The following is a 24,980-nucleotide window of genomic DNA, read 5'->3' on the forward strand; positions in this document are numbered from 1 at the left end:
AATGACACCGGAAACGGTCATTTCGATTGCAGAGCAAGGCATTTTAATAGTTTTGTTGATATCCGGCCCTTTGCTTCTTCTGGCTCTTATTGTTGGTTTGGTTGTCAGTATTTTTCAGGCGACCACTCAGATCCAAGAACAGACACTGGCTTTTGTGCCGAAAATTGTTGCTGTGCTGCTTGGAGTCGTCTTTTTTGGACCTTGGATGCTAAGCCATATGCTTTCTTATGCAAACGAGATTTTTTCAAACTTAACGAGATATGTAGGCTGATAATATGCTAGATTTTTTGCCGGCATTACCGGCGTTCCTGCTCATATTTGTAAGGGTTACGTCATTCTTTCTGATATTGCCGATCTATTCACACCGAGCCATTCCGGCTTCGCATAAAATTGGCTTAGGCTTTTTTCTGGCATGGATTATGTTTTACACAATTGACGCGCCTGTTTTTGAGATTGACGGCGCTTATTATTTACTGATTATAAAAGAAGCCTTAGTCGGTATCTTTGTCGGTTTTATTGCGAGCATGATTTTATCTGCTGTACAAATTGCTGGCGGGTTTATTGACTTTCAGATGGGATTCGCCATTGCCAATGTCATTGATCCTCAGACAGGTGCCCAAAGCCCGCTTACTGGCCAATACTTGTATACGATTACCCTTCTTTTTTTACTAACCGTCAACGGGCATCATCTGCTTCTTGATGGGATTTTTCACAGCTATCAATTTATTCCGATTGATCAGGCGTGGATTGCGATTAGCCATGCTAACACAGCAGAATTTATGGTAAAAGCCTTTAATTCAATGTTCATTATTGCTTTCCAAATGTCCATTCCGGTTGTCGGGAGCCTGTTTCTTGTTGATGTTGCACTGGGGATTGTCGCGAGAACAGTACCTCAGTTAAATGTATTCGTAGTTGGCCTGCCGTTGAAAATAGGTGTCAGCTTTATCGTTTTAATCGCTGTAATGGGGATTATGATGGCGGTCGTTTCAGACCTGTTTGCTGTAATGCTGCGCTCAATGAGAGGGCTTATGCAGCTGTTTGGAGGAGCTTAAGTGAAGAAATTAGCACTGGATCTGCAATTTTTTGCAGGAGAAAAAACAGAAAAAGCCACCCCGAAAAAGCGGCAGGATTCACGAAAAAAGGGGCAGGTAGCCAAAAGCCAGGATGTTAATACTGCCTTTGTCCTGCTATCCGTGTTTCTATTTCTGTTTTTTGCAGGCAGTTTCATGTTTGGCAAGCTGGTCAATCTTTTTCAGCATAGCTTTCGTGAATACATGCTTATGGAGCTTACAGAAAAAAACATAGAGGTTCTAACCATTGAAATATTGATGGAACTGGTTATTATTCTAGGTCCGATAATGGTTGTTGCTATGATTGGCGGTGTTGCCGCGAACTATTTACAGGTTGGGGTGTTGTTCTCTACTGAAGCGATTCAAATGAAGCTTGAAAAAATCGACCCGATTAAAGGCTTTAAACGGATTTTTTCAGTCAGAGCTCTTGTCGAAATGATTAAATCTATTCTTAAAATAGCATTTGTCAGCGTTATAACCTTTTCAGTTATTTGGTTAAGAATCGATGAAATATTAACGCTTTCCTATAAATCAGTAGGCTCAGCATTAATTATCCTTTCCAGCCTGACTGTGCAAATGGGCTTGTTTGCATCAGCAGCATTACTTTGCTTATCTGTTCTTGATTACATGTATCAAAAATATGATTTTGAAAAAAACATTCGAATGTCAAAGCAGGATTTAAAGAATGAGTATAAAAGCATTGAGGGCGACCCGTTAATTAAATCCAAAATTAAGCAAAGACAACGTGAAATGGCAATGAGAAGAATGATGCAGGAAGTTCCAAAAGCAGATGTAGTAATCACAAATCCAACTCACTTTGCTATTGCACTCAAATATGATGATGAACGGTCAGATGCTCCGATTGTTGTGGCTAAAGGTGTTGATTTTGTTGCTCAAAAAATCAAATTGATTGCAAAAGAAAATGAAGTAGTCATGATTGAAAATCGGCCGCTGGCAAGGTCCTTGTACAGCCAGGCTGAAATTGGCGACAGCATACCTGAGGAGTTTTTCAAAGCAGTTGCAGAGATTCTTGCTTACGTATACAGGACAAAAGACAAGGCTTTGTGATAAAGGCATCAATATACATTCTGGCATGTATCACATTTAAAGCTGGGTAAGGAGAGAAACAGTATGTCAGCAAGAGATTTATCGGTATTGTTAAGCGTTATTTTAATAGTCGCGATGTTAATTATTCCTTTTCCTTCTTGGCTATTAAGCATTCTAATTCTTATCAATATCACATTGGCACTTTTGGTGCTTTTAACATCTATGAATATGCAGGAACCACTGCAGTTTTCAATCTTTCCTGCTTTGCTGCTGCTGTTAACTTTATTTCGCTTGGGTCTTAATGTTTCTACAACTCGCTCGATTCTTACGAATGGTGAGGCTGGAGGAGTTGTCGAAACCTTTGGAACGTTTGTTGTTGGCGGAAAAGTAGTAGTTGGGTTAGTAGTATTCCTGATTCTAATCATCATCCAGTTTATCGTGATCACGAAAGGAGCAGAGCGCGTTTCCGAAGTGGCGGCCAGATTTACCCTTGATGCGATGCCAGGTAAACAAATGAGCATCGACGCAGATTTAAACGCCGGTATGATATCCGAGCATGAGGCACGGGAACGGCGCGAAAAAATTGGGCGTGAGGCCGACTTTTACGGATCGATGGATGGAGCTAGTAAATTCGTTAAAGGGGATGCAATTGCCGGTATCATTATTGTCATTATCAATTTAATCTTTGGGATCATAATTGGGATGACCGATCAGGGTCTTAGTATCGGAGAAGCTTCGATGCGATATTCATTACTGACAGTAGGTGATGGGATTGTCAGTCAAATTCCAGCCTTGTTAATCTCAACAGCGACCGGCATTGTTGTAACACGTGCTGCTTCTGAAGGAAATCTAGGTTCAGATATTACCTCACAGTTATTTGCTTATCCGCAAATGCTATATGTGGCTGGCGGGACGATTTTCTTACTCGGTCTATTAACACCTATACATGATTTGCTGACGATTCCGATTGCTGCCTTGCTTGTATTTGGAGGATATTCCTTCTCCAAAGTGCCGCTGCCAAATAAGAATGAACTCCAGGAAATAGAAGAAGATATGGAATCCAATGAGATGAAAAGCCCAGAGAGTGTCGTGAATCTTCTTACAGTGGATCCGATTGAATTTGAATTTGGCTATGGATTGATACCGCTAGCTGATACGAATCAGGGCGGAGACCTGCTTGACCGGATTGTCATGATCCGGAAACAGCTGGCCATAGAGCTTGGGCTAGTCATTCCAGTTGTGAGGATTCGTGATAATATCCAGCTAAAACCAAATGAGTATCGCCTTAAAATTAAAGGAAACGAAATGGCACGCGGAGAATTGCTGCTCGATCATTATCTGGCCATGAGCCCAGGTATGGAAGATGAATCAGTGCAGGGAATTGATACAGTTGAGCCTTCATTCGGACTTCCAGCTAAATGGATTACGGAGGAAATGAAGGAGAAGGCTGAGATATTCGGCTATACCGTAGTAGACCCACCATCGGTTGTTTCAACCCATATTACCGAAGTTATAAAAGCAAACGCCCATGAGTTGTTAGGCAGACAGGAAACAAAACAGCTGATTGACCACTTGAAAGAAAGCTATCCGATTCTAGCAGATGAGGTAACACCCAATCCGCTTTCAATTGGTGAGATTCAAAAAATTCTTTCCAAGCTTTTGAAAGAAAACATTTCAATCAGAAATCTGCCGATTATATTTGAAACTATTGCTGATTATGGCAAGGTTACTTCAGATACCGATATATTGGCAGAGTATGTCCGGCAAGCGCTTGCCAGGCAAATAACCGGGCAATATGCTCAACAGGGAGACACATTAAGAGTGGTCACGTTATCCGGCAGAGTCGAGAAGATAATCGCAGATGGAATTCAGCAAACGGAACATGGAAACTATCTGTCATTGGATCCTTCCGTCTCGCAGGGGATTTTAGAGGCGGTTGCATCGCAAGCGGAACAGCTGTCCTTAATGGAGCAGACGCCAATCGTGTTATGTTCACCGGCGGTCAGGATGTATGTACGCCAGCTAACGGAAAGGTATTTTCCGCACATACCAATTTTATCTTATAACGAACTCGAGGCAAATGTAGAAGTCCAAAGTGTTGGGGTGGTGAATGTTGAATGAAAATAAGAAAATATGTCGCGTTAACCATGCCTGAGGCGATGAAACGGATTCGGTCAGAGCTAGGAAGCGATGCGGTAATCCTGAACTCTCGTGTGATAAAAACCGGCGGCTTTTTAGGCTTTTTTAAAAAGAGCAGCATAGAAGTTATTGCGGCCATAGACCCCAAACCTTTAAAGGAAACTGCATTGCCCAAAGTAAATAAACACGTGCCTGCCCAAGCGCCGGACGAAGGCAGCCATGCAGGCGCAATAAAGGAACCAAAAGCTAGTGAGCAGGCGCCTGGTGAAGCTAACAATAAAGCATTGCTGAAGGAAATTTCCGAGCTTAAGGAAGCACTCAAGGCAGCGTCCAACCTAAAGTCTGCTGCGGTTTGTTATCCTCGAGCTTTTCAAGTGGCAGTGAGCGTGCTTGATAGCCAAGAAATTGAACCAAATATAAAGACAGAGATCATGGGAGCCTTGCTGGAAAAATGGTATCTCGGAGACCAGACGGAAAATGCAGCTGATATTAACAAATGGGTGATGGAGGCAATTTTAAATCGAATTTCACCTCTACCATATGGAGGATTAACGTTTGAAAAAAAATTCGTCAATGTGGTAGGTCCTACTGGAGTAGGCAAAACGACCACTCTTGCAAAGATGGCTGCCGAATGCGTTTTAAAGCATAATAAGAAAACAGCTTTTATTACGACAGATACTTACAGAATTGCAGCAATTGACCAGCTGAAAACATATGCAAGAATCCTCAATATTCCCCTTGAAGTCTGTTATAACTTAGATGATTTCAAGGAAGCTGCAGACAAGTTCAAAGAATACGATATGGTTCTTGTAGACACCGCAGGGCGAAATTTTCGAAATCAGCAATATGTTGAGGAACTGGCAAAGGTTGTTGATTTTAATGAGGAAGCTGAAACATTTCTTGTTCTTGCTCTAACCTCAAAGCAAAGGGACATGGAGGAAATTTATAAACAGTTCTCTCATATATCGATTGACCGGTTTATCTTTACAAAATCAGATGAAACAAGCATATATGGGTCCATGCTAAATATGGCGGACAAATATCAGACTGGAATTGCTTATATCACTAATGGCCAAAATGTTCCTGACGATTTGGTTAAAGCAACCCCAGAATCTATTGCAAATACGTTATTCGGGGCCAATTCAAATGCATGATCAAGCGGAAGTTTTACGAAAAAAAGCCTTGGATACCGCAAGACAGCCGAAAACAATAGCTGTGATCAGCGGAAAGGGCGGAGTAGGAAAGTCCAATTTCTCACTTAACTTCTCTATTTCTTTAGGCCAGCAGGGCAGCCGAATCTTGCTGATTGATTTTGATATTGGGATGGGAAATATTGATATTTTACTTGGGAATTCTTCTCCTCATACAATGGCTGATTATTTGACGTCAGACGTAACACTAGACCAAACAATCGTTAAAGGGACAGAAGGGGTGGATTACATAGCAGGAGGATCAGGCCTCAACTATTTAATTAACCTTGATTTTTCTAGAGTTGATCAATTTATAGAGGATCTTCAAGGTTTGATTACTCACTATGATTACCTTATTTTTGATATGGGAGCAGGAATGGATCGAGACACCCAGTCAGTCCTCCTTTCTGTAAATGAAATAATCGTCATCACCACTCCAGAACCACCGGCAATGATGGATGCCTATGCTGTGATGAAATACATTCACCACTTGAATCCAAATATTCCTTTCTACCTGGTTGCTAATCGGGTGAGTTCGGTTAAAGAGGGTAAGGAAACTCTCGCTAGGCTGAGTGAGGTATTAGAGAGATTTTTAGGCAAAAAGCCTGTTCAGCTCGGCCTGCTTCCTGACGATCACAATGTTGTTCAGGCAGTAAAACGGCAAATCCCTTTTCTAATTTTAAATAGGAAATCACCTGTTTCAAAGGCAATTGTCAATCTGACAGAACGGTATCTTCGCGACCTTACAGAAGACCCATTCAGCAGGCTTGGTATTACATTTACAGCCCGACTAAAACAATTTTTATTTGAAAGGCAGTGACTGTATGGAGAAGATAAAAGTCCTCATTGCAGATGATTCGGCCTTCATGAGAAAGCTTCTTCAAGAGCTTCTGTCAGCTGACCCAAGGATTGAAGTAGTTGGTACTGCCCGAAATGGTGAAGATGCATTTCTTAAAATAAAAAAGCTAAACCCAGATGTTGTCACACTTGATGTGGAAATGCCTATTTTAAACGGATTTGAAGCCCTTAAGCTGATAATGGAGGAGCACCCTGTACCGGTCGTTATGGTTTCTAGCGCAACTGCAAAAGGTGCAGAAGCCACACTGCAGGCTATACAGGCTGGTGCATTTGACTTTGTTGCTAAACCATCGGGCACGATCTCCTTGGACTTGCACAAAATCAAGGACGATTTAATCGGAAAAGTGATTTTGGCTAAGACGGCAAATTTGAACAAAAAACTTGTTCAAGCACGACCGATGCTGGCTCTTGAGTCGGAAAATCAGGAAAGCCGGATTGAACAGATCTCAGGACAGAATATCTTATTTAGCGAAAAGAAGGCCAGACTTACAGGAAAAAGGTTAGTTTGCATCGGTTGTTCAACAGGAGGGCCTCGTGTGCTTCACAAGGTACTGGCTGGTCTTCCTAAGAGCCTTTCGGCACCCGTGTTAGTCGTTCAGCACATGCCGCCAGGATTCACAAGAACGTTGGCGAACAGATTAAATTCCTTTTGTGAAATAACCGTTAAGGAAGCGGAGCAGGGGGAAACTTTGCAAAATGGAACAGTTTATATAGCTCCAGGAGGCTTTCATATGGAGGCAGTTCCCTCAGCTGGAGGCGTTTCAATCCATTTAACTAATGCGCCGGCCCGTAATGGACACAGGCCTTCTGTTGATGTGCTGTATGAGTCTGTCAGTAAACTAAAGGGCTATTCCAAAGTTGCAGTTATTATGACTGGGATGGGAACAGATGGTGCAAAAGGACTTGTGTTGTTAAATCAATCAGGCAATTTAAGAGTGATTGCAGAGTCAGAAGAAACATCGGTTATTTTTGGGATGCCAAAGGCGGCAATCGCAACAGGGTTTGTTGACAGTGTAAGCAACAATGAAAATATTGCAAAAGATATCGCGAAATATATTTAATGCTGGGGGGGTGTTTTAATGGATATGAAACAATACTTAGAGGTTTTTATCGAAGAAAGCAAAGAACACTTACAAGCCTGCAATGAAAATTTGCTGGCTCTCGAAAAGAATCCAGCTGATTTGTTATTAGTCAGCGAAATCTTCCGGTCAGCCCACACATTAAAAGGAATGTCAGCAACAATGGGGTATGAAGATATAGCTTCGCTTACACATCAAATGGAGAATGTGTTAGACGCCATTCGCAGCGGAAATCTTCCGGTTACAGCAGGTCTTCTTGATGTAGTTTTTAGCGCTGTCGACCATTTGGAAGAAATGGTGCAAAGCATAGAAGCAGGAGGGGACGGAAAACGGGATGTTTCTGAAACCGTCTATCATCTAAAAATGATTGAAAAGGGCGAAGAAATTAAAGCAGATTCAGAAATCGCAGCTTCGCTGAGTGTTTTAGCAAAGCCGTCTAAAGGGTTGATGTATGATGACTTTGAAATGACGGTGATCCGGCAGTCAAGAGAGCAAGGTTTTAACGCGTATGAAGTAACGGTGGAACTTAGAGAGGACTGCCTACTTAAAGCTGCTCGTGTTTATATGATTTTTGACGTTCTTGAAAAGGCTGGAGAAATTGTTAAAGCGGAACCGTCTGTTGACCAGCTTGAGGATGAACAGTTTGATAATGAATTTATGGTTACACTCATAACAGTTGAGCAAGCTGCCGAATTGGAGATGAAGCTTCTTAAGGTAGCAGAAGTGAATAAGGTTAATGTTGCCGAAATCAGCGAGAGAATTTCCGGACTGGAGGATGCTCAGGAAATTGAGGAAGCGCCCATTTCACAAATTGAATTAGTTGAGGTGAAACCGAGTTCAGAAGTTTCGGAGTCTGCGGCTGAACCAACATCCAGCGGAAAACTGGTAAACTCAACTAAAACAATTAGAGTCAATATTGAAAGACTAGATAGTTTAATGAATTTATTTGAGGAACTAGTCATCGATAGAGGCAGGCTTGAGTCGATTTCAAATGACCTAAATAATCAGGCACTTAATGAGACCGTGGAGCACATGTCAAGGATTTCAGGGGATCTGCAAAGTATTATTTTAAACATGAGAATGGTTCAAGTTGAAACAGTCTTTAATCGGTTTCCGCGGATGGTGCGCCAGCTAGCTAGAGACTTAAAAAAACAAATCAGGCTTGAAATTGTCGGCGCAGACACTGAGCTTGACCGTACAGTTATCGATGAAATTGGCGATCCGTTAGTCCATTTGCTTCGCAACTCAATCGACCATGGCATTGAGGCGCCTGACATCAGGAAAGCCAACGGTAAATCGGAAGAAGGCACCATCTATTTAAGGGCTTATCATAGCGGGAACCACGTGTTTATTGAAATCCAGGATGACGGTGCAGGAATCGGAAAAGCTAAGGTCCTTCAAAAAGCGTTAGCTAGCAGGATTGTCACAGAGAAAACAGCAGCAGAATTAGAAGATAAGCAAATTTATGAATTAATCATGGCTTCAGGCTTTTCTACAGCTGATAGGATATCTGATATATCTGGGCGCGGAGTCGGCCTTGATGTTGTCAAAACGACAATAGAATCACTCGGCGGTATGATTGAAATTGACTCGGTGGAAGGGGAAGGCAGCACCTTTTCAATCCAGCTCCCACTGACACTTTCCATTATGGCCGTTATGCTGATTAAGATTCACAATGAAAAATTTGCAATTCCTCTGTCTTCCATTATTGTAACGGCAATTGTAAAGAAGGAAGACGTCCTGAAAGCGCATAACGAAATGGTGATTGATTACAGAGGCCGAATTGTTCCTCTGTTATTTTTAGAGGACCTATTCGGAGTTCCGGGAATTCCAACTGAAAAGGATTCTTATTCCGTCATCATTGTTCGAAAAGGAGAGAAGTTAGCAGGCCTTGTTGTAGACTCCTTCATCGGGCAACAGGAAGTAGTTCTTAAATCACTAGGCAACTATCTAACGAATGTTTTTGCGATTTCAGGAGCGACGATTCTTGGAGATGGACAGGTTGCTCTTATCGTTGATTGCAACGCTTTGATTAAATAACTTTTTAAGGAGGCCAGTCTTATGCCAACATTGGAAACGGATTTAAAAGTAATTGTGTTTCAGCTTATAGAAAAGGAATATGCGATACCAGTTACACATGTCAGGTCAATCGAAAAGGTCCAAACCATTACGCGTGTTCCAAATACTCCGCCATATATAAAAGGAGTTATTAATCTGCGAGGCATTGTAACACCAATTATCGATTTGCGAATTTATTTTGGGTTTGAAGAAGCTCCCTATTCAGACCTGGCAAGGCTAATTATCATCTCTGCCGGAGATAACGAAGTAGGGCTGATAGTAGATTCTGCGAATGATGTAATTGATATTCCAGCAGATTCTATTGAACCTCCTCCTGAGATAGTCGGCGGAATTGAAACAAACTATATCAGCGGCGTAGCAAAAATTGACGATCGTTTGCTTATGATTATTGAGCTGCAAAACATCTTAAGTGCTAAATAATAAAAGGCTTTTTTCGTAAACTTTGTTGCTATTTAATATAGGCTGTAGTGAGTTCCGCTTCCAGGTACTCGCTTTCCGCGGGGCGGGCGCCGAGCTTCCTCGGCGCATTGGCGCCTGTGGGGTATCACCTGTCCCGCTGCTCGCGCAGGGCACTGAAAGACTCCCCGAAAATACCCACACGTGAGAAATGGGTTTTTCATTTTCGAGGTGCAGCACCTTCCGCCCAATCAACTTTTGTTTTCACAACTCATGCAAGAACAACAATCTTGTAGAAAAGAGCCTAATAAAAAGAACAGTAAAGGCATAGGTAAACAAAATGTCATTTATAAATAAAGTTTCCGGAATGCAGCTTGATATTTTAAAAGAAATTGGTAACATCGGTGCTGGCCACGCCGCAACAGCGCTGTCCGTCATGCTGGACAAGAAAGTAGAAATGAACGTACCAGATGTCCAGGTTGTTACATTTGATGAAATGATGGAGCTTGCTGGCGGTGCTGAAAGTCTTGCAGCAGGGATTTTTTTACGGATTGAAGGAGATGCGCCGGGAAGCATGTTTTTCATGCTTCCAATCCGCCATGCAGAACGGTTTATTAGGGAAATGATTGGAGATTCAGGCTACTCGATTGATTCGGCTCCTCCGAATGAGATTGCTCTTTCCGCACTTCAAGAGCTAGGAAATATATTATCAGGAGCCTATCTGTCATCCCTATCAGACTTTACAAATCTGGCACTCTATCCTTCTGTCCCTGCATTAAGTATTGATATGGCCGGAGCCATCATTAGCTTTGGGCTTATTGAGCTATCACAAGCAGGAGACTACGCCATTGTAATCAACACAGTCTTGAACGATTTGGACTCGGAAGATGAAGAAATTGTTCAAGGGAGCTTCTTCCTCCTTCCAGATCCTGAATCATTTCAAACGATTTTCAAAGCTTTAGGAGTTTCGGAGAATGGCTAAACAAGCGGAACTGATAAAAGTTGGCATCGCTGATATGAAAATTGTAAAGGCTCCTGATTTGATTAGAACAACAGGGCTTGGTTCTTGTGTTGGTATTGTTTTGTTCGATCGGGCGCGAGAGCTGGCAGGCATGGCCCATATTATGCTTCCAGACTCTTCCCTCGCAAAGACTGGTACACTTAACACCGCGAAGTATGCGGATACAGCTGTAAAAGAATTAACGGCTTTGCTTTTGGAAAATGGTGCAAGAAAATACTCTTTAAAAGCCAAGCTGGCCGGAGGAGCGCAAATGTTTCAGTTTTCCAGCGGCAGCGAATTAATGAGAATTGGCCCAAGAAATGTAGAGGCAGTCAAAGTACAGCTGTCTGTTTTAAAAATAGATATCGTTGCAGAAGATGTTGGCGGAAACAATGGAAGAACAATTGAGTTTAACCCAAAGACAGCGCTTCTTCAGATTAGAACGGTTAACAACGGAACTACAGAGCTATAGTTAAAATATAGGAGTCTTACTCAAATTAGGACTAGTAAGGGGGATATAGATGGCAGCTGCACTATTAGCAGATGAACAATTGGTTTGGGAGAGCTGGATAGCGACACGCGATCCTCAGGCCGGTAATACTTTAATGAAAAAATACATGCCTCTAGTTACCTATCATGTTCAAAGAATATCTGTTTCACTTCCTAAAAGTGTTTCCCGGGATGATTTAAAAAGCCTCGGAATGCTGGGGCTTTATGATGCCCTTAATAAGTTTGACAGCAGCCGAGACTTGAAATTTGATACGTATGCTTCCTTTCGAATTCGGGGCGCCATTCTAGATGGTTTGCGTAAAGAAGACTGGCTGCCTCGAAGCACTAGAGAAAAGGCAAAGAAGATTGATGTGGCCATTGAACGTCTTGAGCAGCAGCATTTACGATCAGTAACACCACATGAAATCGCTGCTGAACTTCGCATCGATGAAGAAGAAGTATTTTCTGCAATGAATGAAAACTTTTTTGCCAATGTACTTTCAATAGATGAACAGCCAAGTGAGCAGGATGACAAGGATGGGCAATCTTTTACAATCAGGGATGAAAAAGCGGAGCGCCCTGAAGAGACGCTGGCAAAAAACGAAATCATTGAAGAGATGATAACTGTGCTGACTCAATTAAATGAAAAAGAACAGATGGTTCTTAGTCTTTTTTACAAAGAAGAGCTGACCCTGACCGAAATTGGGCAAGTTATGAATTTATCAACATCAAGGATTTCACAAATTCATTCAAAAGCTTTATTTAAAATGCGTACATTAATGGAACAAGTCATATAGGGAGGTTGGGTGCTGTGGAGAGTCTCTTTACGCTAAAGATTTCTGAAAATCAGTTAACAGCTGAGCTCGTATTAAAGAAGCTCCCAGATAGCGGAAATACTGTCTCACTTACCGATCTGTATGAGTTTATTGCAAGTGAAAAAGTCGTCTATGGAATCAAAAAGGAAGTAACGGAAATCATTTGCCAGGATCTGCATAAAGTGACCTTCCCAGTTATTATTGCAGAAGGCAAAGCACCTATTGGTGGAAAGAATGGCTATTTGCAAAACGAACTAGGTAGAAATCTTACCGAAGAGAAACGTTTCAATGTACGTAATATCCTGGAGATTCCATCAGTAACAGAAGGTCAATTGTTAGCAACAATCGTTCCCGAGAAGTCAGGGATAGCCGGAATGAGTGTAACTGGCAGGAAGATTGCTGCCACAAACGGAAAACCGCTGAAGATCCGTGCTGATAAAAGTGTTAGCCAAATCGGCCAGCAGTTTTTCGCAGCCATAAATGGCCAATTGACCCTTACCGAATCGTCTATTTCTGTCAATCCGGTCTTTGTTGTTGAGGGAGATTTGGATATTAAAACCGGTAATCTTGATTTTGCTGGAAATATCGTGATTAAGGGTAACATTCCCGGTGGATATAAGTTGAAATCTGGCGGAGATATCAGAGTTTTAGGTATAGTGGAAGGAGCCTCCTTGGAAGCAAACGGAAACATTATCGTGGAAAGCGGGATTACCGGGGGAACCAATGGGATTGTAAGTGCTCGGGGAAGCATTCACGCTGCTTATTTAAATAACGCCATGATTAAAGCTGGAGAGAATGTCAGCATCAAGTCATCTATTCTGCATAGCAAGGTCATTGCAGCGGGAAAAATTGAGTGCAGCGGAGGTCACGTCATTGGCGGTTTGCTGGCTGCTGGCAAAGATATATTTATAAAAGAACTTGGGAACGAGTTGTATACAAAGACAGAACTTCACATTGGCTGGAATCCTGTCCTGCAGCAACAAGAAGAAGCACTGCTGGAAGAACTAAGAGTTAATAATGAAAGTTTATGTAAGCTGAATGAAATTGAGTCAAAACTTATTCACCAAATAAAAAGTGAAGGAAAACTTTCACAACAACAGAGGCTGATCTTATCAAAGCAAAAGTCTACCCAGCAGCACCTTCATGAAAAAATAGCTAAAAATAAGGAACAGCTCCAAGAAATCAGAATCGAGAAGAAGGCTGGCCTTGAAGCCGCGCTTTATATATATGGACATGTTTACCCGAATACAAAAATTTATTTCGATAAGTATGTGAAAATGACCAACCAACAATATAAAAATGTTACATTTAAATACGAGGATACTACTATCAATATTTATCCGAACGAGAACTTTTAAAAGACCGACATCTCTTGTGTAATTACACCTTGGGCTGATCATACCATCAATTTTGTTAGAGGAGCAGATTCTCATGAGTTTAAAATTGATTGAGCTGCAAGTGGCATTGCCGAGAACATTAGATGCTGGAAAGCTGCAGGAACAATTGCAGCAGCGCGGGCAGCACCTATCTGAACATGCAGTCCAAAATGGACAGAATGAAGAAGAACTAAAACGGAAAACTGTTGTTAAACAAGAGAAGTCGAGCAAAGGAACGTTATCGGATGATGCTGCTGGTCAAGGAAATCAGGCTTTTCAGCAGCAAAAGAGAAAAGAGAATGAAAAGCCGCAGAAACAGACACATCCTTATAAAGGGAAGAGTATTGATTACAGCGGATAGAGGGGTACAATGAACACATTTATTTTGTTAGTAAGCTTAATGCTGAACCTTGGTGCGATATTGGCCATCATTATCCTTTATCTGCGCCAAAATCGCTTTGCAGAATCTGAAAAGCGCCAGGAGAAAATGATAAGGGAAGCAGAAGAGCTTTTCAGTGTCTATCTTTTAGAAATGAAGGAAGAGAATGAAAAATTAATCAGCCGACTGCAAAAATCAAAGAACAGGAATTCTGAAACCAACCCAAATATCGGCACTAAAATTAAACAGACTGAAGCAACACAAGAAGAGGCGGCAGCCCTTCATCCTCTGAATGTTCCCCAAGCTTCATTGAAGCCAGCTGAGGTAACGAGTGATGAAGCTATAGAACCAGTTCTTACCCCGGGAAAAGCATATGCCTTCCGAACATTAAAAGCAGCCTATCAGCAAAATATAGATATTATGTCCCAGGGAGCTACTGAAGAGGGCTTGCATGCGCAGGAAAAAGATCTTTCTGGCCAGGCAAGACAGCCAGAAGATATCCAGAGTACAGAAGCCCGAAAGGACAAGAGAAACGGCCGAGAGCAGCCTAGTGAGGAAGTATATATGCAATCATTATTGAATCAGGTGCTGCTTTTACAAAAACTAGGCTTTTCTGTTGAAGAAATTGCTCGAAAATTAAGTAAAGGGAAAACTGAAATAGAGCTTCTGCTAAAATTCAGGAAAAATGATCTCGAAAAAACTTGATTGTAATTTCGACATATGCTATATTATTTGATGGTGTTATTACACACGCTTATTGATTTAATTAGATGGTGCTGTCCAAACAGTTTCTGATTAAAAATGATATAAGCGGAGGAAAACAAACCACTAGGAGGAAAAAAACATGTCAGTCATTTCTATGAAGCAATTGCTTGAAGCTGGTGTACATTTCGGTCACCAGACACGCCGTTGGAACCCAAAGATGAAAAAATATATTTTCACTGAGCGTAACGGCATCTACATTATCGATCTTCAGAAAACAGTAAAAAAGGTTGAAGAAGCCTACAAATGGGTGAAAGACCTAGCTGCTGATGGCGGTACTGTTCTATTTGTTGGAACGAAGAAGCAAGCTCAAGATTCTGTTAAAGAAGAAGCTAAGCGTTCCGGAATGTACTATGTTAACCAACGTTGGTTGGGTGGTACATTGACAAACTTTGAAACAATCCAAAAGCGTATTACACGTTTAAAGAATATCGAAAGAATGGCTGAAGACGGCACTTTCGAAGTTCTTCCTAAAAAAGAAGTTGTTCAATTAAACAAAGAGTTAGACCGCTTAGAAAAATTCTTGGGCGGAATTAAAGATATGAAGAAGCTTCCTGATGCTCTATTCATTATCGACCCACGCAAAGAGCGTATTGCTGTTGCTGAAGCACGTAAATTGAACATTCCAATCGTTGGAATTGTTGATACAAACTGTGATCCAGACGAGATCGATGTAATTATCCCTGCGAACGACGATGCGATCCGCGCAGTTAAACTTTTAACTGGTAAAATGGCAGACGCTATTCTTGAAGCGAAACAAGGGGAAGAAGTTGAAGAAGCTGTAGAAGCTTAATTTTAGAGAAAGGTGATAGGAGGGAGCACCCTTTATCACCTTTTTTTAAAGATTATGCTATTTTGCATAAAAAGAGCGATTTTAAGGTATAAGTTACATAGCTACTAATTTTAAGGAGGAAATAACATGGCAATTACTGCACAAATGGTAAAGGAACTTCGTGAGAAAACTGGCGCTGGAATGATGGATTGCAAAAAAGCCCTTCAAGAAACTGATGGGGATATGGAAAAAGCAATTGATTTTCTTCGTGAAAAAGGCATTGCAAGCGCGGCTAAGAAAGCAGACCGCATTGCAGCTGAAGGAACAACTTACATTCTTACAGAGGGCAATGAAGCAGTTATTCTTGAAGTTAACTCTGAAACAGACTTTGTTGCAAAGAATGAAGGCTTCCAGGTTCTTGTTAAAGAATTAGCTGAGCACCTTCTTAAAAACAAGCCTGCTTCTGTTGAAGAAGCTGTTGCATCCACAATGGAAAACGGCGCTACAGTAGAATCCCATATCAATTCTGCTATCGCGAAAATCGGAGAAAAGCTTACTCTTCGCCGTTTTGAAGTAAAAACAAAAACAGACAGCGACGCTTTCGGTGCTTACTTACACATGGGAGGCCGCATTGGTGTTCTAACTGTTCTTGAAGGAACGACTTCAGATGAGGCAGCAAAAGACATTGCTATGCACATTGCTGCATTAAACCCTAAATATATTTCCCGTGACGAAGTATCACAGGAAGAAGTTGAACGTGAGCGTGAGGTATTAACTCAACAAGCTCTAAACGAAGGTAAGCCTGAAAAGATCGTTGCGAAAATGGTTGAAGGCCGTCTTGGCAAATATTTTGAAGATGTATGCCTTCTTGACCAGTCATTCGTTAAAAACCCTGACCAAAAGGTACGCCAGTTTGTAGAGTCTAAAGGCGGAACAGTTCGTGAATTCGTACGTTACGAAGTTGGCGAAGGTTTAGAAAGACGCGAAGATAATTTTGCAGAAGAAGTTATGAGCCAAGTAAATAAAAAATAAGCGGTAACCGCCGTTAAAGCAGGGAACACAATGTGTTCCCTGTTTTCAAAAAAGGAATAGAATCTTAGGCTAGATAATAGACTAGCTCCGAGCGTCCGTGCTTTTTATGCTTATCGCGGATGGCTGATGCTCAGTGCTTTTCTTTTTAGATCTAAACTACATATGGAGGTTCCTATGAGCAGCCCTAAATACAAACGCGTTGTCTTAAAATTAAGTGGAGAAGCCTTAGCTGGAGAGCAGGGGTTTGGAATTAACCCTGCAGTCATTAAGAATGTAGCTAAACAGTTAAAGGAAATTGCTGAATCTGGTGTGGAGGTTGCTGTTGTAGTCGGTGGGGGGAACATTTGGCGCGGGAAAATTGGCGAGGAAATGGGCATGGATCGTGCCACTGCTGATTACATGGGAATGCTTGCGACTGTTATGAACTCTCTAGCTCTGCAGGACAGTCTTGAACTAGCCGGAATTGAAACCAGAGTCCAGACCTCGATCGAAATGAGGCAGGTTGCAGAACCTTATATCCGCCGCCGTGCAATTCGTCACCTTGAAAAAGGCCGGGTAGTCATTTTTGCTGCTGGTACTGGAAATCCTTACTTTTCAACAGACACAACTGCTGCCCTCAGAGCAGCAGAAATAGAAGCTGAAGTCATTCTTATGGCAAAGAACAATGTCGATGGCGTGTACTCCGCTGACCCTAGGTCTGACAGCACTGCCGTAAAGTACGATGAACTTTCGTATTTGGATGTGCTTAAAGAAGGCCTTGCAGTTATGGACTCTACAGCTTCATCTTTGTGCATGGATAATAATATACCGTTAATTGTTTTCTCCATTATGGAGGAAGGGAATATTAAAAGAGCAGTTATGGGTGAAACAATTGGAACAATTGTAAGGGGGAAAAAATAATGGCAAAACAGGTTATTGATAATGCTAAGGAACGAATGACTAAAGCGATCCAGGCTTATTCAAGAGAACTAGCCAGCATCCGCGCAGGCCGTGCGAATGCCTCTTTACTGGATCGTATTACAGTTGATTACTATGGAGCTCCTACACCGGTTAACCAGCTTGCGGGGATCAGTGTTCCTGAAGCGCGTTTACTAGTTATTCAACCCTATGATAAAACCGTTTTGGGTGAAATCGAAAAGGCAATCATGAAATCAGACCTTGGGGTTAATCCAACAAGTGATGGATCGATTATTCGAATCGCGATCCCGCAGCTTACGGAAGAACGCCGTAAGGACTTAGTTAAGGTCGTTAAAAAAGAATCAGAAGAAGCAAAAGTGGCGATCCGCAATATTCGCCGTGACAGCAACGATGATCTTAAAAAGTTAGAGAAAAATGGTGAAATAACTGAAGATGCCCTCCGCGGACACTCCGAAGATATTCAGAAGCTAACTGACGAAAACATCGCAAAAATCGAACAGCTAACAAAAGAAAAAGAAAAAGAAATATTAGAAGTCTAGCCAAAGAAAAGCGGAGCCGACTGTTCAGGGGCGTCAGGCATAAGACGAGCGCTGACAGAAGGCGTTCGTTGCCTTCAGAAGCGATTGGCTTATGACCCCGAGCCCCTAGGAGGCGCAGCTAGCCAAAGAAAAGCGGAGCCGACTGTCCAAAACTGGAGGCTCCGAGGAAGAAGCATTTTTTGCTTCTGCCGAGAAAGAGCAGTTTGCCGAGTTTCTGAATAGAAACAAAGTTTACTAAAACAGCTATTAAAAAGACCCTCTGCCCTCAGGGGGTCTTTTACTCTATTAGTACCTTTCGATGCAAAATCTGCTGGCAGAGCTATTGCATTTTTGCCGGCTCTTTCGAGAAATCATCTAATTTCCTTAACAAATATTCTGTTTTGTATATATCATACATAGCATTTTATAGAGATATCTTTTTTTATTTTTGGTATGATAAGAACATGTGGAAAAAGGGAATAGCATCCAAAAATATAAAGCTATTTTCGACAGGACAAGATTAACCTATTCGGGGGAGCTGTCTTATGTTAGATAAAATGAAGCTTTGGAAGAGCCAGCCTATCTCTTCCAATTTCCAAGAGCGAGTAATGAGGATAAAAAAACAAGAAGTACCTTCCCATGTCGCGATCATTATGGATGGAAACGGCAGATGGGCAAAAAAGAGAGCGCTGCCCCGTGTAGCCGGACACCATGAGGGAATGAAAGTGGTCCGCAAGATCACTAAACTGGCAAATGAACTTGGTGTCAAAACATTAACTGTGTACGCCTTCTCAACAGAAAACTGGAAGCGGCCTAAGATGGAAGTCGATTTTTTAATGAAGCTGCCTGAAGAGTTTTTAGGCACGTTTTTACCAGAGTTAGTTAAGGAAAATGTACAGGTGAAAATGATGGGGTACCGTGAAAAGCTTCCAGCCCATACATTGAGAGCAGTCGAATCTGCTATTAATGAAACTAAAAATAATACTGGTCTCATTTTAAATTTCGCACTAAACTATGGGAGCAGGGCTGAAATACTGGAAGCAGTCAAGCATGTCTTAAATGACTCCAATAATGGTATAATAAGTGAAAAAGACTTAAATGAAGAAACTTTTTCTTCCTATCTAATGACCTCTGAACTTGCTGATCCTGACCTTCTAATTCGAACAAGCGGTGAAATTCGCTTAAGTAATTTTATGTTATGGCAGCTTGCGTATTCAGAGTTTTGGTTCACGGATGTCCTATGGCCTGATTTTGGGGAAGAACATTTTGTTGAAGCGATAGAGGTCTATCAAAACCGCCAGCGGCGTTTTGGAGGAGTATAACGAAGCATGGGTGAACAGGCTGGGTCTAGCCTAGGCTACCATCATTCAGGCTAACAGTTTCTTCAGCGTTGTAAAGTTGTGCTAATAAAGTTCCTTTTTAGTTACATTTACTCTGGCTGCTAGAACGAAACAAAGGTGGAAGATTAGATGAAGCAAAGAATTCTTACAGCGGTCATTGCAGCGGCTGTTTTCCTGCCCATAGTTATTTTTGGAGGACTCCCTTTTATTGTACTTGTATATGTTTTGGCATCTGTCGGATTATATGAGCTGCTGAAAATGAAAAAATTGTCTATTTTTTCGGTTCCAGGCATACTATCACTATTGTTATTATGGATTTTTCTTTTGCCTGAACAGTATTCCGATATCCTGGCGAATCTTCAGTATACAAAAGTTGAAGCTGCACTTCTCGCTGTATTGTTATTTTTAACATATACAGTAGCAACTAAAAACCGTTTTACCTTTGAGGATGCTGCTTTTTCTATCCTCGCAACGCTTTATGTAGGAATGGGTTTTTATTATTTTATTGAAACTCGTGAAGCTAGCTTACTTTTTGTGTTTTATTCATTGTTCATCATTTGGGCAACGGATTCCGGTGCTTACTTTATAGGAAAAGCGACAGGCAAAACCAAACTTTGGCCTGAAATCAGTCCAAACAAGACGGTTGAAGGTTTTTTTGGCGGAATCGTAAGTGCACTTGCAGTTGCTATATTATTTATCCTATTCTCTGATATAGAAGCGTCCTTTCTAACATTGGCTCTCGCTACGGCTTTCCTTTCAGTCTTTGGTCAAATTGGAGATCTTGTAGAATCAGCCTTAAAGCGCCACTACCATGTGAAAGACTCTGGGAACATTCTTCCAGGGCATGGCGGAATTCTGGACAGGTTTGACAGCTTGCTATTTGTGTGGCCGTTAATGCACTTCTTCCATTTGTTATAATATAAACTATTGGAACACGGAAATGTCCGATAACTGAATCTTTATAGTAACGCACTGAGAAGCTGCGCTTGAAATGAGCGGATCGCTCTTCTTTTTAGGAGTTGAACAACATTGAAAAAGATTAGTTTATTAGGAGCAACTGGCTCGATTGGAGTCCAAACCTTAGATGTTATCAGGGAACATCCTGATCAGTTTAAGGTATGTGCACTGGCAGCAGGGCGCAATATCCAAGAGGTTCGTAAAATGATCTCTGAATTTAAACCAGAACTCGTTGCTGTTCAGGAAAAGTCCGCAGCAGAAACACTAAAAACTGAGTTTCCAGGAATTCAATTCACATACGGAAATACTGGCCTTGAAGAAGTGGCTGTTTTTCATAAATCAGATGTCCTTGTTAATGCTGTTCTGGGAAGTGTCGGACTAAGTCCTACTTTAAAGGCAATCGAAGCGGGAAAAGTAATTGCGATTGCTAATAAAGAAACATTAGTAACAGCAGGTCATCTTGTTATGGAGGCTGTAAAAAGGAATAATGTGTCCATTCTTCCTGTTGATAGCGAACACTCTGCCATTTTTCAGGCTCTCCAGGGAGAGCGTGAGAAGAATATAGACCGGCTGATTTTAACAGCTTCTGGCGGAAGCTTTAGGGATCGGACAAGGGAAGAGCTTGCTAACGTAACGGTTGATGAAGCTTTAAACCATCCGAACTGGTCAATGGGAGCAAAGATTACGATTGACTCAGCAACAATGATGAATAAAGGGCTTGAAGTGATTGAAGCCCATTGGCTGTTTTCAATGCCCTATCAAAAAATAGATGTCGTTCTTCACCAAGAAAGCATCATTCATTCAATGATTGAGTTTCATGATAGCAGTATCATGGCGCAACTCGGAACACCAGATATGAGAGTGCCGATCCAATATGCCCTAACATTTCCCGATCGCCTTCCGCTTCATGGAGCAAAAAAGCTCAATTTAGCGGAAATCGGCAAACTGCATTTCAAGGAAATGGACTATAACCGGTTTAAGTGCCTAAAATATGCATATGAAGCTGGCGAGGCTGGAGGCACGATGCCGACTGTTCTTAACGCCGCAAACGAAGCTGCTGTAGCCGCCTTTTTGGAAGGCAAAATTTCTTTCCTGCAAATCGAAGACTTGATAGAAAAAGCACTTAGCTCACATGAAATCATATCTAATCCTAGTCTTGAAATTATTCAATCAGTGGATAAGGACACCCGAAACTTTGTGCACTCACTTCTATAAAAAAGGTGGTTAAATTTTGACTACAGTAATAGCGTTTATTGTCATTTTTGGCGCTCTCGTATTTTTTCATGAGCTAGGCCATTTAATCTTTGCTAAACGGGCAGGAATATTGTGCCGGGAGTTTGCAATCGGCTTTGGTCCTAAAATTTTTTCGCATAAAAAAAATGAAACAACCTATACAGTCAGATTGCTGCCAATCGGGGGATTTGTCCGCATGGCCGGTGAAGATCCGGAAATGACAGAAATCAAGCCCGGATACAGAATTGGGCTCCTGTTTAATGATGACAATACAGTTAGCAAAATTATTATTAATAATAAAGAAAAATTCCCGAATGCACGGGTAATTGAAGTTGAACTGGCTGATATTGAACATGACCTCTTCATTAAGGGCTATGAAGAAGGCGATGACGATGAACAGCTAAAGATCTTTAAGATCAGCCCAAAAGCTGTTTTGGTTGAGGACGGAATTGAAAGCCAGATTGCTCCTTATGACAGACAGTTTGCTTCCAAGACACTTGGCCAAAGAACGATGGCCATCTTTGCTGGTCCTATGATGAACTTCATTCTTGCATTAGTTGTCTTCATCATTATTGCACTTGTTCAGGGAATCCCATCCAACGAACCTGTATTGGGACAAATAACCTCTGATGGTTCAGCCATAGAGGCTGGCCTTCAAGAAGGCGATGTTGTTAATAGTATCGAAGGTTCGGAAATTTCCAGCTGGACAGACGTCGTTGAAGTTGTCAGACAAAACCCAGGAAATGAATTAGAATTCTCCATTGACCGAAACGGTGAAACAATGGAGATACCAGTTACACCCGAAAACAGAGAGATTGAAGGGGAAAATATCGGGATTATCGGTGTCTACAGCCCAATAGAAAAATCTCCGCTAAAATCAATCACTTACGGCTTTACTGAAACCTATTTCTGGACAAAAGAAATTATCTTTATGCTGGGCAAGCTTGTAACAGGTCAGTTCTCCATTGATATGTTATCTGGCCCTGTGGGAATCTATGTTTCAACAGATACCGTTGCTAAGTCAGGTATTTATTATCTAATGAAATGGGCTGGGATTTTGAGTATTAATCTCGGCATTATGAACCTGCTCCCAATTCCTGCCCTTGATGGTGGCCGATTAATGTTTTTTGCAGTTGAAGCAGTAAGAGGCAAGCCAATCGACCGGCATAAAGAGGGAATGGTTCACTTTGTTGGATTTGCCTTGCTCATGCTGCTCATGCTGGTTGTAACCTGGAATGATATTCAGCGGTTCTTTTTATAAACAAACGCTGATATGTACTTTTCACACTAAAAAATAAAGTTCATAACAGAATGTCTGACTCAGAGCGACCGTTATTCTGCTACTATCAACAAATTAGTAAATGTCAGTATTATCTGTAACATAGCCTTGAAAAAAAGCTAAGTAAAAATCCTAGAAACGATCACTATTTAGCCCAAGCGCCATTGGCCGATGGCTTAAGACAATTGCTGAGGAAGGGAAAATCCTCTCCTGTCGCTCGTCTTAACCATAGTGCTGAGGACAGGTACGCAGGGCTTTTCTTATTAAATGAGGTGCTAATTGATGAAACAGAGTTCAATGTTTATTCCTACACTCAGAGAAGTTCCAGCTGATGCAGATATTAAAAGTCATCAGCTTCTTCTCCGGGCCGGCTTTATCCGCCAGACTGCAAGTGGGGTATACTCTTACTTGCCATTAGGTAAAAAAGTACTGCAAAAGGTAGAAAATATCGTTCGCGAAGAAATGAATAACGCGGGGGCTGTTGAGTTATTTATGCCAGCTCTTCAGCAGTCTGAACTTTGGCAAGAATCGGGCAGGTGGTATACCTACGGTCCTGAATTAATGCGTATGAAGGATAGGCATGATCGGGATTTTGCCCTTGGTGCAACCCACGAAGAAGTAATTACTAGCCTTGTTCGTGACGAAGTGAAATCTTACAAGCGTCTTCCGCTGACTCTTTATCAAATTCAGACAAAGTTCCGCGATGAAAAACGTCCTCGCTTCGGCCTATTGCGCGGACGAGAATTTATAATGAAGGACGCCTATTCTTTCCATGCAACTAAGGAAAGCTTGGATGAAATGTATGATAAGCTCTTTACGGCATATTCTAATGTATTCCGCCGCTGTGGACTTAACTTCAGGGCTGTCATTGCGGATTCTGGAGCAATGGGCGGAAAAGATACACATGAATTTATGGTACTGTCTGATGTGGGAGAAGACACAATCGCCTACTCCGATACATCTGATTATGCAGCAAATATTGAAATGGCTCCTGTAGTAACCTCTTACCAAAAAAGCGGTGAAACTTTAGCTGAACTGCAGAAAGTATATACGGAAAATCAAAAAACGATTGAAGAAGTGTCCTCTTTCTTAGATATATCAGCAGAAAAATGCATTAAATCACTTTTATTTAAAATTGATGAAAAGCCAGTACTAGTTTTAGTACGAGGCGATCATGAAGTTAATGATATTAAGCTTAAAAATCTTTTTGAAGCGTCAATTGTCGAGCTTGCCAGTGCAGAAGAGACGAAGGAAATCATCGGTGCTACAGTTGGATCAATTGGACCTGTTAATACGAAGATTGAAATTGTTGCAGACGAAGCGATCAAAGCTGTAGTCAATGGAGTGTGCGGTGCCAACGAAGAGGATTACCATTTTATAAATGTTAACCCTGAACGCGACTTCAAGGTTCAATATGCTGACCTTCGCTTTATCCTTGAAGGAGACCCTTCTCCTGATGGCAATGGTACCATTACGTTTGCTAAAGGAATCGAAGTAGGGCATGTGTTTAAACTTGGGACAAGATATAGTGAAGCAATGAATGCAACATTCCTTGATGAAAACGGTCGTGCTCAAGCGATGATTATGGGCTGTTACGGCATTGGTGTCAGCAGAACTATGGCCGCCATTGCAGAGCAGTTCAATGATGAACAAGGATTACTTTGGCCTAAGAATGTGACTCCTTTTGACGTTCACCTACTAGCGATTAATATGAAGGATGAAAATCAGGCCAGCCTTGCAGAAGAAATTTATTCAAGCTTAAAAAATGACCGGTTTGACGTACTAATGGATGACAGACAGGAACGGCCAGGCGTTAAGTTTGCCGACTCTGAGTTGATTGGTCTGCCTGTCCGTATTACAGTTGGAAAAAAGGCTGCCGAAGGTATTGTGGAAGTGAAAATCCGCAAAACTGGCGAAATGCAGGAAGTTCATAAAGACGAATTAGCTCAAACTATCCAGACGATTATTGATTCTTTATAAAAAGAAAAGCACAGGCGATTCGATGTAGTACACTTTATACTGGGGTAATGGAGCTGGATGCGTCGCATACGATTATCCGTACATCATAGTTTCCTGAACTGTAGAGAACATCTAATGGGTTCGGTTTTCGAATACAAAAACTAAATTAGCTTACCAATTAGCAGTCCTATTCGCAACTGAATTAGACTGCTTCTTTTTATTGGTCTTTAATAGATTGAACGGTGGAAAAAGGCCCTGTAGTTCGCACTCTTTTTAACATGATGACCTAAAAT

24 protein-coding genes are annotated in these 24,980 nt (G+C 41.5%); all 24 read left to right on the forward strand.

Annotated elements, in window-relative coordinates; translation table 11 throughout:
• The first annotated feature begins 1 nt into the window (after nt 1).
• Nucleotides 2-271 (forward strand): flagellar biosynthesis protein FliQ, encoded by a 270-nt coding sequence (gene fliQ / locus HRJ06_RS21610; RefSeq protein ID WP_174735020.1) that lies wholly within the window; start codon nt 2-4, stop codon nt 269-271.
• Nucleotides 272-275: 4 nt separating this feature from the next.
• Nucleotides 276-1,052, forward strand: coding sequence for a flagellar biosynthetic protein FliR (gene fliR, locus HRJ06_RS21615; protein ID WP_174735021.1), 777 nt, complete (start codon nt 276-278; stop codon nt 1,050-1,052).
• Complete coding sequence (gene flhB / locus HRJ06_RS21620) at nt 1,053-2,138, forward strand: flagellar biosynthesis protein FlhB (protein WP_174735022.1); 1,086 nt, start codon at nt 1,053-1,055, stop codon at nt 2,136-2,138.
• Between the two features lie 63 nt (nt 2,139-2,201).
• Nucleotides 2,202-4,238, forward strand: a complete 2,037-nt coding sequence (gene flhA, locus HRJ06_RS21625) for a flagellar biosynthesis protein FlhA (RefSeq protein WP_174735023.1) — start codon at nt 2,202-2,204, stop codon at nt 4,236-4,238.
• Complete coding sequence (gene flhF, locus HRJ06_RS21630) at nt 4,235-5,410, forward strand: flagellar biosynthesis GTPase FlhF (protein WP_174735024.1); 1,176 nt, start codon at nt 4,235-4,237, stop codon at nt 5,408-5,410. The genes flhA and flhF overlap by 4 nt, the downstream gene beginning before the upstream one ends.
• Nucleotides 5,403-6,266 (forward strand): MinD/ParA family protein, encoded by an 864-nt coding sequence (locus HRJ06_RS21635; RefSeq protein ID WP_174735025.1) that lies wholly within the window; start codon nt 5,403-5,405, stop codon nt 6,264-6,266. Before flhF ends, HRJ06_RS21635 begins: the two co-directional genes overlap by 8 nt.
• A gap of 4 nt (nt 6,267-6,270) precedes the next feature.
• The gene (locus tag HRJ06_RS21640; protein ID WP_174735026.1) at nt 6,271-7,365 is read left to right on the forward strand and encodes a protein-glutamate methylesterase/protein-glutamine glutaminase; all 1,095 of its coding nucleotides are present in this window, start codon (nt 6,271-6,273) and stop codon (nt 7,363-7,365) included.
• An 18-nt stretch (nt 7,366-7,383) separates the two neighbouring features.
• Nucleotides 7,384-9,423: a chemotaxis protein CheA gene (locus tag HRJ06_RS21645; RefSeq protein ID WP_174735027.1), complete on the forward strand. Its 2,040-nt coding sequence runs from the start codon at nt 7,384-7,386 to the stop codon at nt 9,421-9,423.
• A 21-nt stretch (nt 9,424-9,444) separates the two neighbouring features.
• Entirely contained in the window at nt 9,445-9,882 is a 438-nt protein-coding gene (locus HRJ06_RS21650) for a chemotaxis protein CheW (protein WP_174735028.1), read from the forward strand.
• Nucleotides 9,883-10,198: 316 nt separating this feature from the next.
• Nucleotides 10,199-10,840 (forward strand): chemotaxis protein CheC, encoded by a 642-nt coding sequence (locus tag HRJ06_RS21655; RefSeq protein ID WP_174735029.1) that lies wholly within the window; start codon nt 10,199-10,201, stop codon nt 10,838-10,840.
• Nucleotides 10,833-11,330 carry a chemotaxis protein CheD gene (locus HRJ06_RS21660; protein ID WP_174735030.1) on the forward strand — a complete coding sequence of 166 codons (498 nt, stop codon included), beginning with the start codon at nt 10,833-10,835 and terminating at the stop codon, nt 11,328-11,330. Before HRJ06_RS21655 ends, HRJ06_RS21660 begins: the two co-directional genes overlap by 8 nt.
• A gap of 49 nt (nt 11,331-11,379) precedes the next feature.
• Nucleotides 11,380-12,144, forward strand: coding sequence for a FliA/WhiG family RNA polymerase sigma factor (locus HRJ06_RS21665; protein ID WP_174735031.1), 765 nt, complete (start codon nt 11,380-11,382; stop codon nt 12,142-12,144).
• Nucleotides 12,145-12,158: 14 nt separating this feature from the next.
• Nucleotides 12,159-13,520: a FapA family protein gene (locus HRJ06_RS21670; protein ID WP_174735032.1), complete on the forward strand. Its 1,362-nt coding sequence runs from the start codon at nt 12,159-12,161 to the stop codon at nt 13,518-13,520.
• Between the two features lie 73 nt (nt 13,521-13,593).
• Nucleotides 13,594-13,899, forward strand: a complete 306-nt coding sequence (locus tag HRJ06_RS21675; RefSeq protein WP_174735033.1) for a hypothetical protein — start codon at nt 13,594-13,596, stop codon at nt 13,897-13,899.
• Between the two features lie 9 nt (nt 13,900-13,908).
• The gene (locus HRJ06_RS21680) at nt 13,909-14,622 is read left to right on the forward strand and encodes a hypothetical protein (RefSeq protein ID WP_174735034.1); all 714 of its coding nucleotides are present in this window, start codon (nt 13,909-13,911) and stop codon (nt 14,620-14,622) included.
• Nucleotides 14,623-14,761: 139 nt separating this feature from the next.
• Entirely contained in the window at nt 14,762-15,472 is a 711-nt protein-coding gene (rpsB, locus tag HRJ06_RS21685) for a 30S ribosomal protein S2 (protein ID WP_174735035.1), read from the forward strand.
• A gap of 126 nt (nt 15,473-15,598) precedes the next feature.
• The gene (tsf, locus tag HRJ06_RS21690) at nt 15,599-16,483 is read left to right on the forward strand and encodes a translation elongation factor Ts (RefSeq protein WP_174735036.1); all 885 of its coding nucleotides are present in this window, start codon (nt 15,599-15,601) and stop codon (nt 16,481-16,483) included.
• A gap of 174 nt (nt 16,484-16,657) precedes the next feature.
• Complete coding sequence (gene pyrH / locus HRJ06_RS21695) at nt 16,658-17,383, forward strand: UMP kinase (RefSeq protein WP_174735037.1); 726 nt, start codon at nt 16,658-16,660, stop codon at nt 17,381-17,383.
• Entirely contained in the window at nt 17,383-17,940 is a 558-nt protein-coding gene (gene frr, locus HRJ06_RS21700) for a ribosome recycling factor (RefSeq protein ID WP_174735038.1), read from the forward strand. The genes pyrH and frr overlap by 1 nt, the downstream gene beginning before the upstream one ends.
• Before the next feature lie 524 nt (nt 17,941-18,464).
• Nucleotides 18,465-19,241 carry an isoprenyl transferase gene (locus HRJ06_RS21705; protein WP_174735039.1) on the forward strand — a complete coding sequence of 259 codons (777 nt, stop codon included), beginning with the start codon at nt 18,465-18,467 and terminating at the stop codon, nt 19,239-19,241.
• A gap of 147 nt (nt 19,242-19,388) precedes the next feature.
• Nucleotides 19,389-20,177, forward strand: coding sequence for a phosphatidate cytidylyltransferase (locus HRJ06_RS21710; protein WP_174735040.1), 789 nt, complete (start codon nt 19,389-19,391; stop codon nt 20,175-20,177).
• A 111-nt stretch (nt 20,178-20,288) separates the two neighbouring features.
• On the forward strand, nt 20,289-21,431 hold the full coding sequence (gene dxr / locus HRJ06_RS21715; RefSeq protein WP_174735041.1) for a 1-deoxy-D-xylulose-5-phosphate reductoisomerase: 1,143 nt from the start codon (nt 20,289-20,291) through the stop codon (nt 21,429-21,431).
• Nucleotides 21,432-21,447: 16 nt separating this feature from the next.
• A complete protein-coding gene (gene rseP / locus HRJ06_RS21720) occupies nt 21,448-22,710 on the forward strand; it encodes an RIP metalloprotease RseP (RefSeq protein WP_174735042.1) in 1,263 nt (420 codons plus the stop codon).
• Nucleotides 22,711-23,010: 300 nt separating this feature from the next.
• Nucleotides 23,011-24,708, forward strand: a complete 1,698-nt coding sequence (locus tag HRJ06_RS21725) for a proline--tRNA ligase (protein ID WP_174735043.1) — start codon at nt 23,011-23,013, stop codon at nt 24,706-24,708.
• Nucleotides 24,709-24,980: the final 272 nt, after the last annotated feature.

This window comes from Mesobacillus harenae, assembly GCF_013343715.1.
GTDB classification, from domain to species: domain Bacteria; phylum Bacillota; class Bacilli; order Bacillales; family Cytobacillaceae; genus Mesobacillus_A; species Mesobacillus_A harenae.

What these genes read in the sequence shown, in the direction of transcription:
- fliQ (WP_174735020.1), top strand. Translation starts at nt 2, where the DNA reads ATGACACCGGAAACGGTCATTTCGATTGCAGAGCAAGGCATTTTAATA.
- fliR (WP_174735021.1), top strand. Translation starts at nt 276, where the DNA reads ATGCTAGATTTTTTGCCGGCATTACCGGCGTTCCTGCTCATATTTGTA.
- flhA (WP_174735023.1), top strand. Translation starts at nt 2,202, where the DNA reads ATGTCAGCAAGAGATTTATCGGTATTGTTAAGCGTTATTTTAATAGTC.
- flhF (WP_174735024.1), top strand. Translation starts at nt 4,235, where the DNA reads ATGAAAATAAGAAAATATGTCGCGTTAACCATGCCTGAGGCGATGAAA.
- HRJ06_RS21635 (WP_174735025.1), top strand. Translation starts at nt 5,403, where the DNA reads ATGCATGATCAAGCGGAAGTTTTACGAAAAAAAGCCTTGGATACCGCA.
- HRJ06_RS21640 (WP_174735026.1), top strand. Translation starts at nt 6,271, where the DNA reads ATGGAGAAGATAAAAGTCCTCATTGCAGATGATTCGGCCTTCATGAGA.
- HRJ06_RS21645 (WP_174735027.1), top strand. Translation starts at nt 7,384, where the DNA reads ATGGATATGAAACAATACTTAGAGGTTTTTATCGAAGAAAGCAAAGAA.
- HRJ06_RS21650 (WP_174735028.1), top strand. Translation starts at nt 9,445, where the DNA reads ATGCCAACATTGGAAACGGATTTAAAAGTAATTGTGTTTCAGCTTATA.
- HRJ06_RS21655 (WP_174735029.1), top strand. Translation starts at nt 10,199, where the DNA reads ATGTCATTTATAAATAAAGTTTCCGGAATGCAGCTTGATATTTTAAAA.
- HRJ06_RS21660 (WP_174735030.1), top strand. Translation starts at nt 10,833, where the DNA reads ATGGCTAAACAAGCGGAACTGATAAAAGTTGGCATCGCTGATATGAAA.
- HRJ06_RS21665 (WP_174735031.1), top strand. Translation starts at nt 11,380, where the DNA reads ATGGCAGCTGCACTATTAGCAGATGAACAATTGGTTTGGGAGAGCTGG.
- HRJ06_RS21675 (WP_174735033.1), top strand. Translation starts at nt 13,594, where the DNA reads ATGAGTTTAAAATTGATTGAGCTGCAAGTGGCATTGCCGAGAACATTA.
- HRJ06_RS21680 (WP_174735034.1), top strand. Translation starts at nt 13,909, where the DNA reads ATGAACACATTTATTTTGTTAGTAAGCTTAATGCTGAACCTTGGTGCG.
- rpsB (WP_174735035.1), top strand. Translation starts at nt 14,762, where the DNA reads ATGTCAGTCATTTCTATGAAGCAATTGCTTGAAGCTGGTGTACATTTC.
- tsf (WP_174735036.1), top strand. Translation starts at nt 15,599, where the DNA reads ATGGCAATTACTGCACAAATGGTAAAGGAACTTCGTGAGAAAACTGGC.
- pyrH (WP_174735037.1), top strand. Translation starts at nt 16,658, where the DNA reads ATGAGCAGCCCTAAATACAAACGCGTTGTCTTAAAATTAAGTGGAGAA.
- frr (WP_174735038.1), top strand. Translation starts at nt 17,383, where the DNA reads ATGGCAAAACAGGTTATTGATAATGCTAAGGAACGAATGACTAAAGCG.
- HRJ06_RS21705 (WP_174735039.1), top strand. Translation starts at nt 18,465, where the DNA reads ATGTTAGATAAAATGAAGCTTTGGAAGAGCCAGCCTATCTCTTCCAAT.
- HRJ06_RS21710 (WP_174735040.1), top strand. Translation starts at nt 19,389, where the DNA reads ATGAAGCAAAGAATTCTTACAGCGGTCATTGCAGCGGCTGTTTTCCTG.
- HRJ06_RS21725 (WP_174735043.1), top strand. Translation starts at nt 23,011, where the DNA reads ATGAAACAGAGTTCAATGTTTATTCCTACACTCAGAGAAGTTCCAGCT.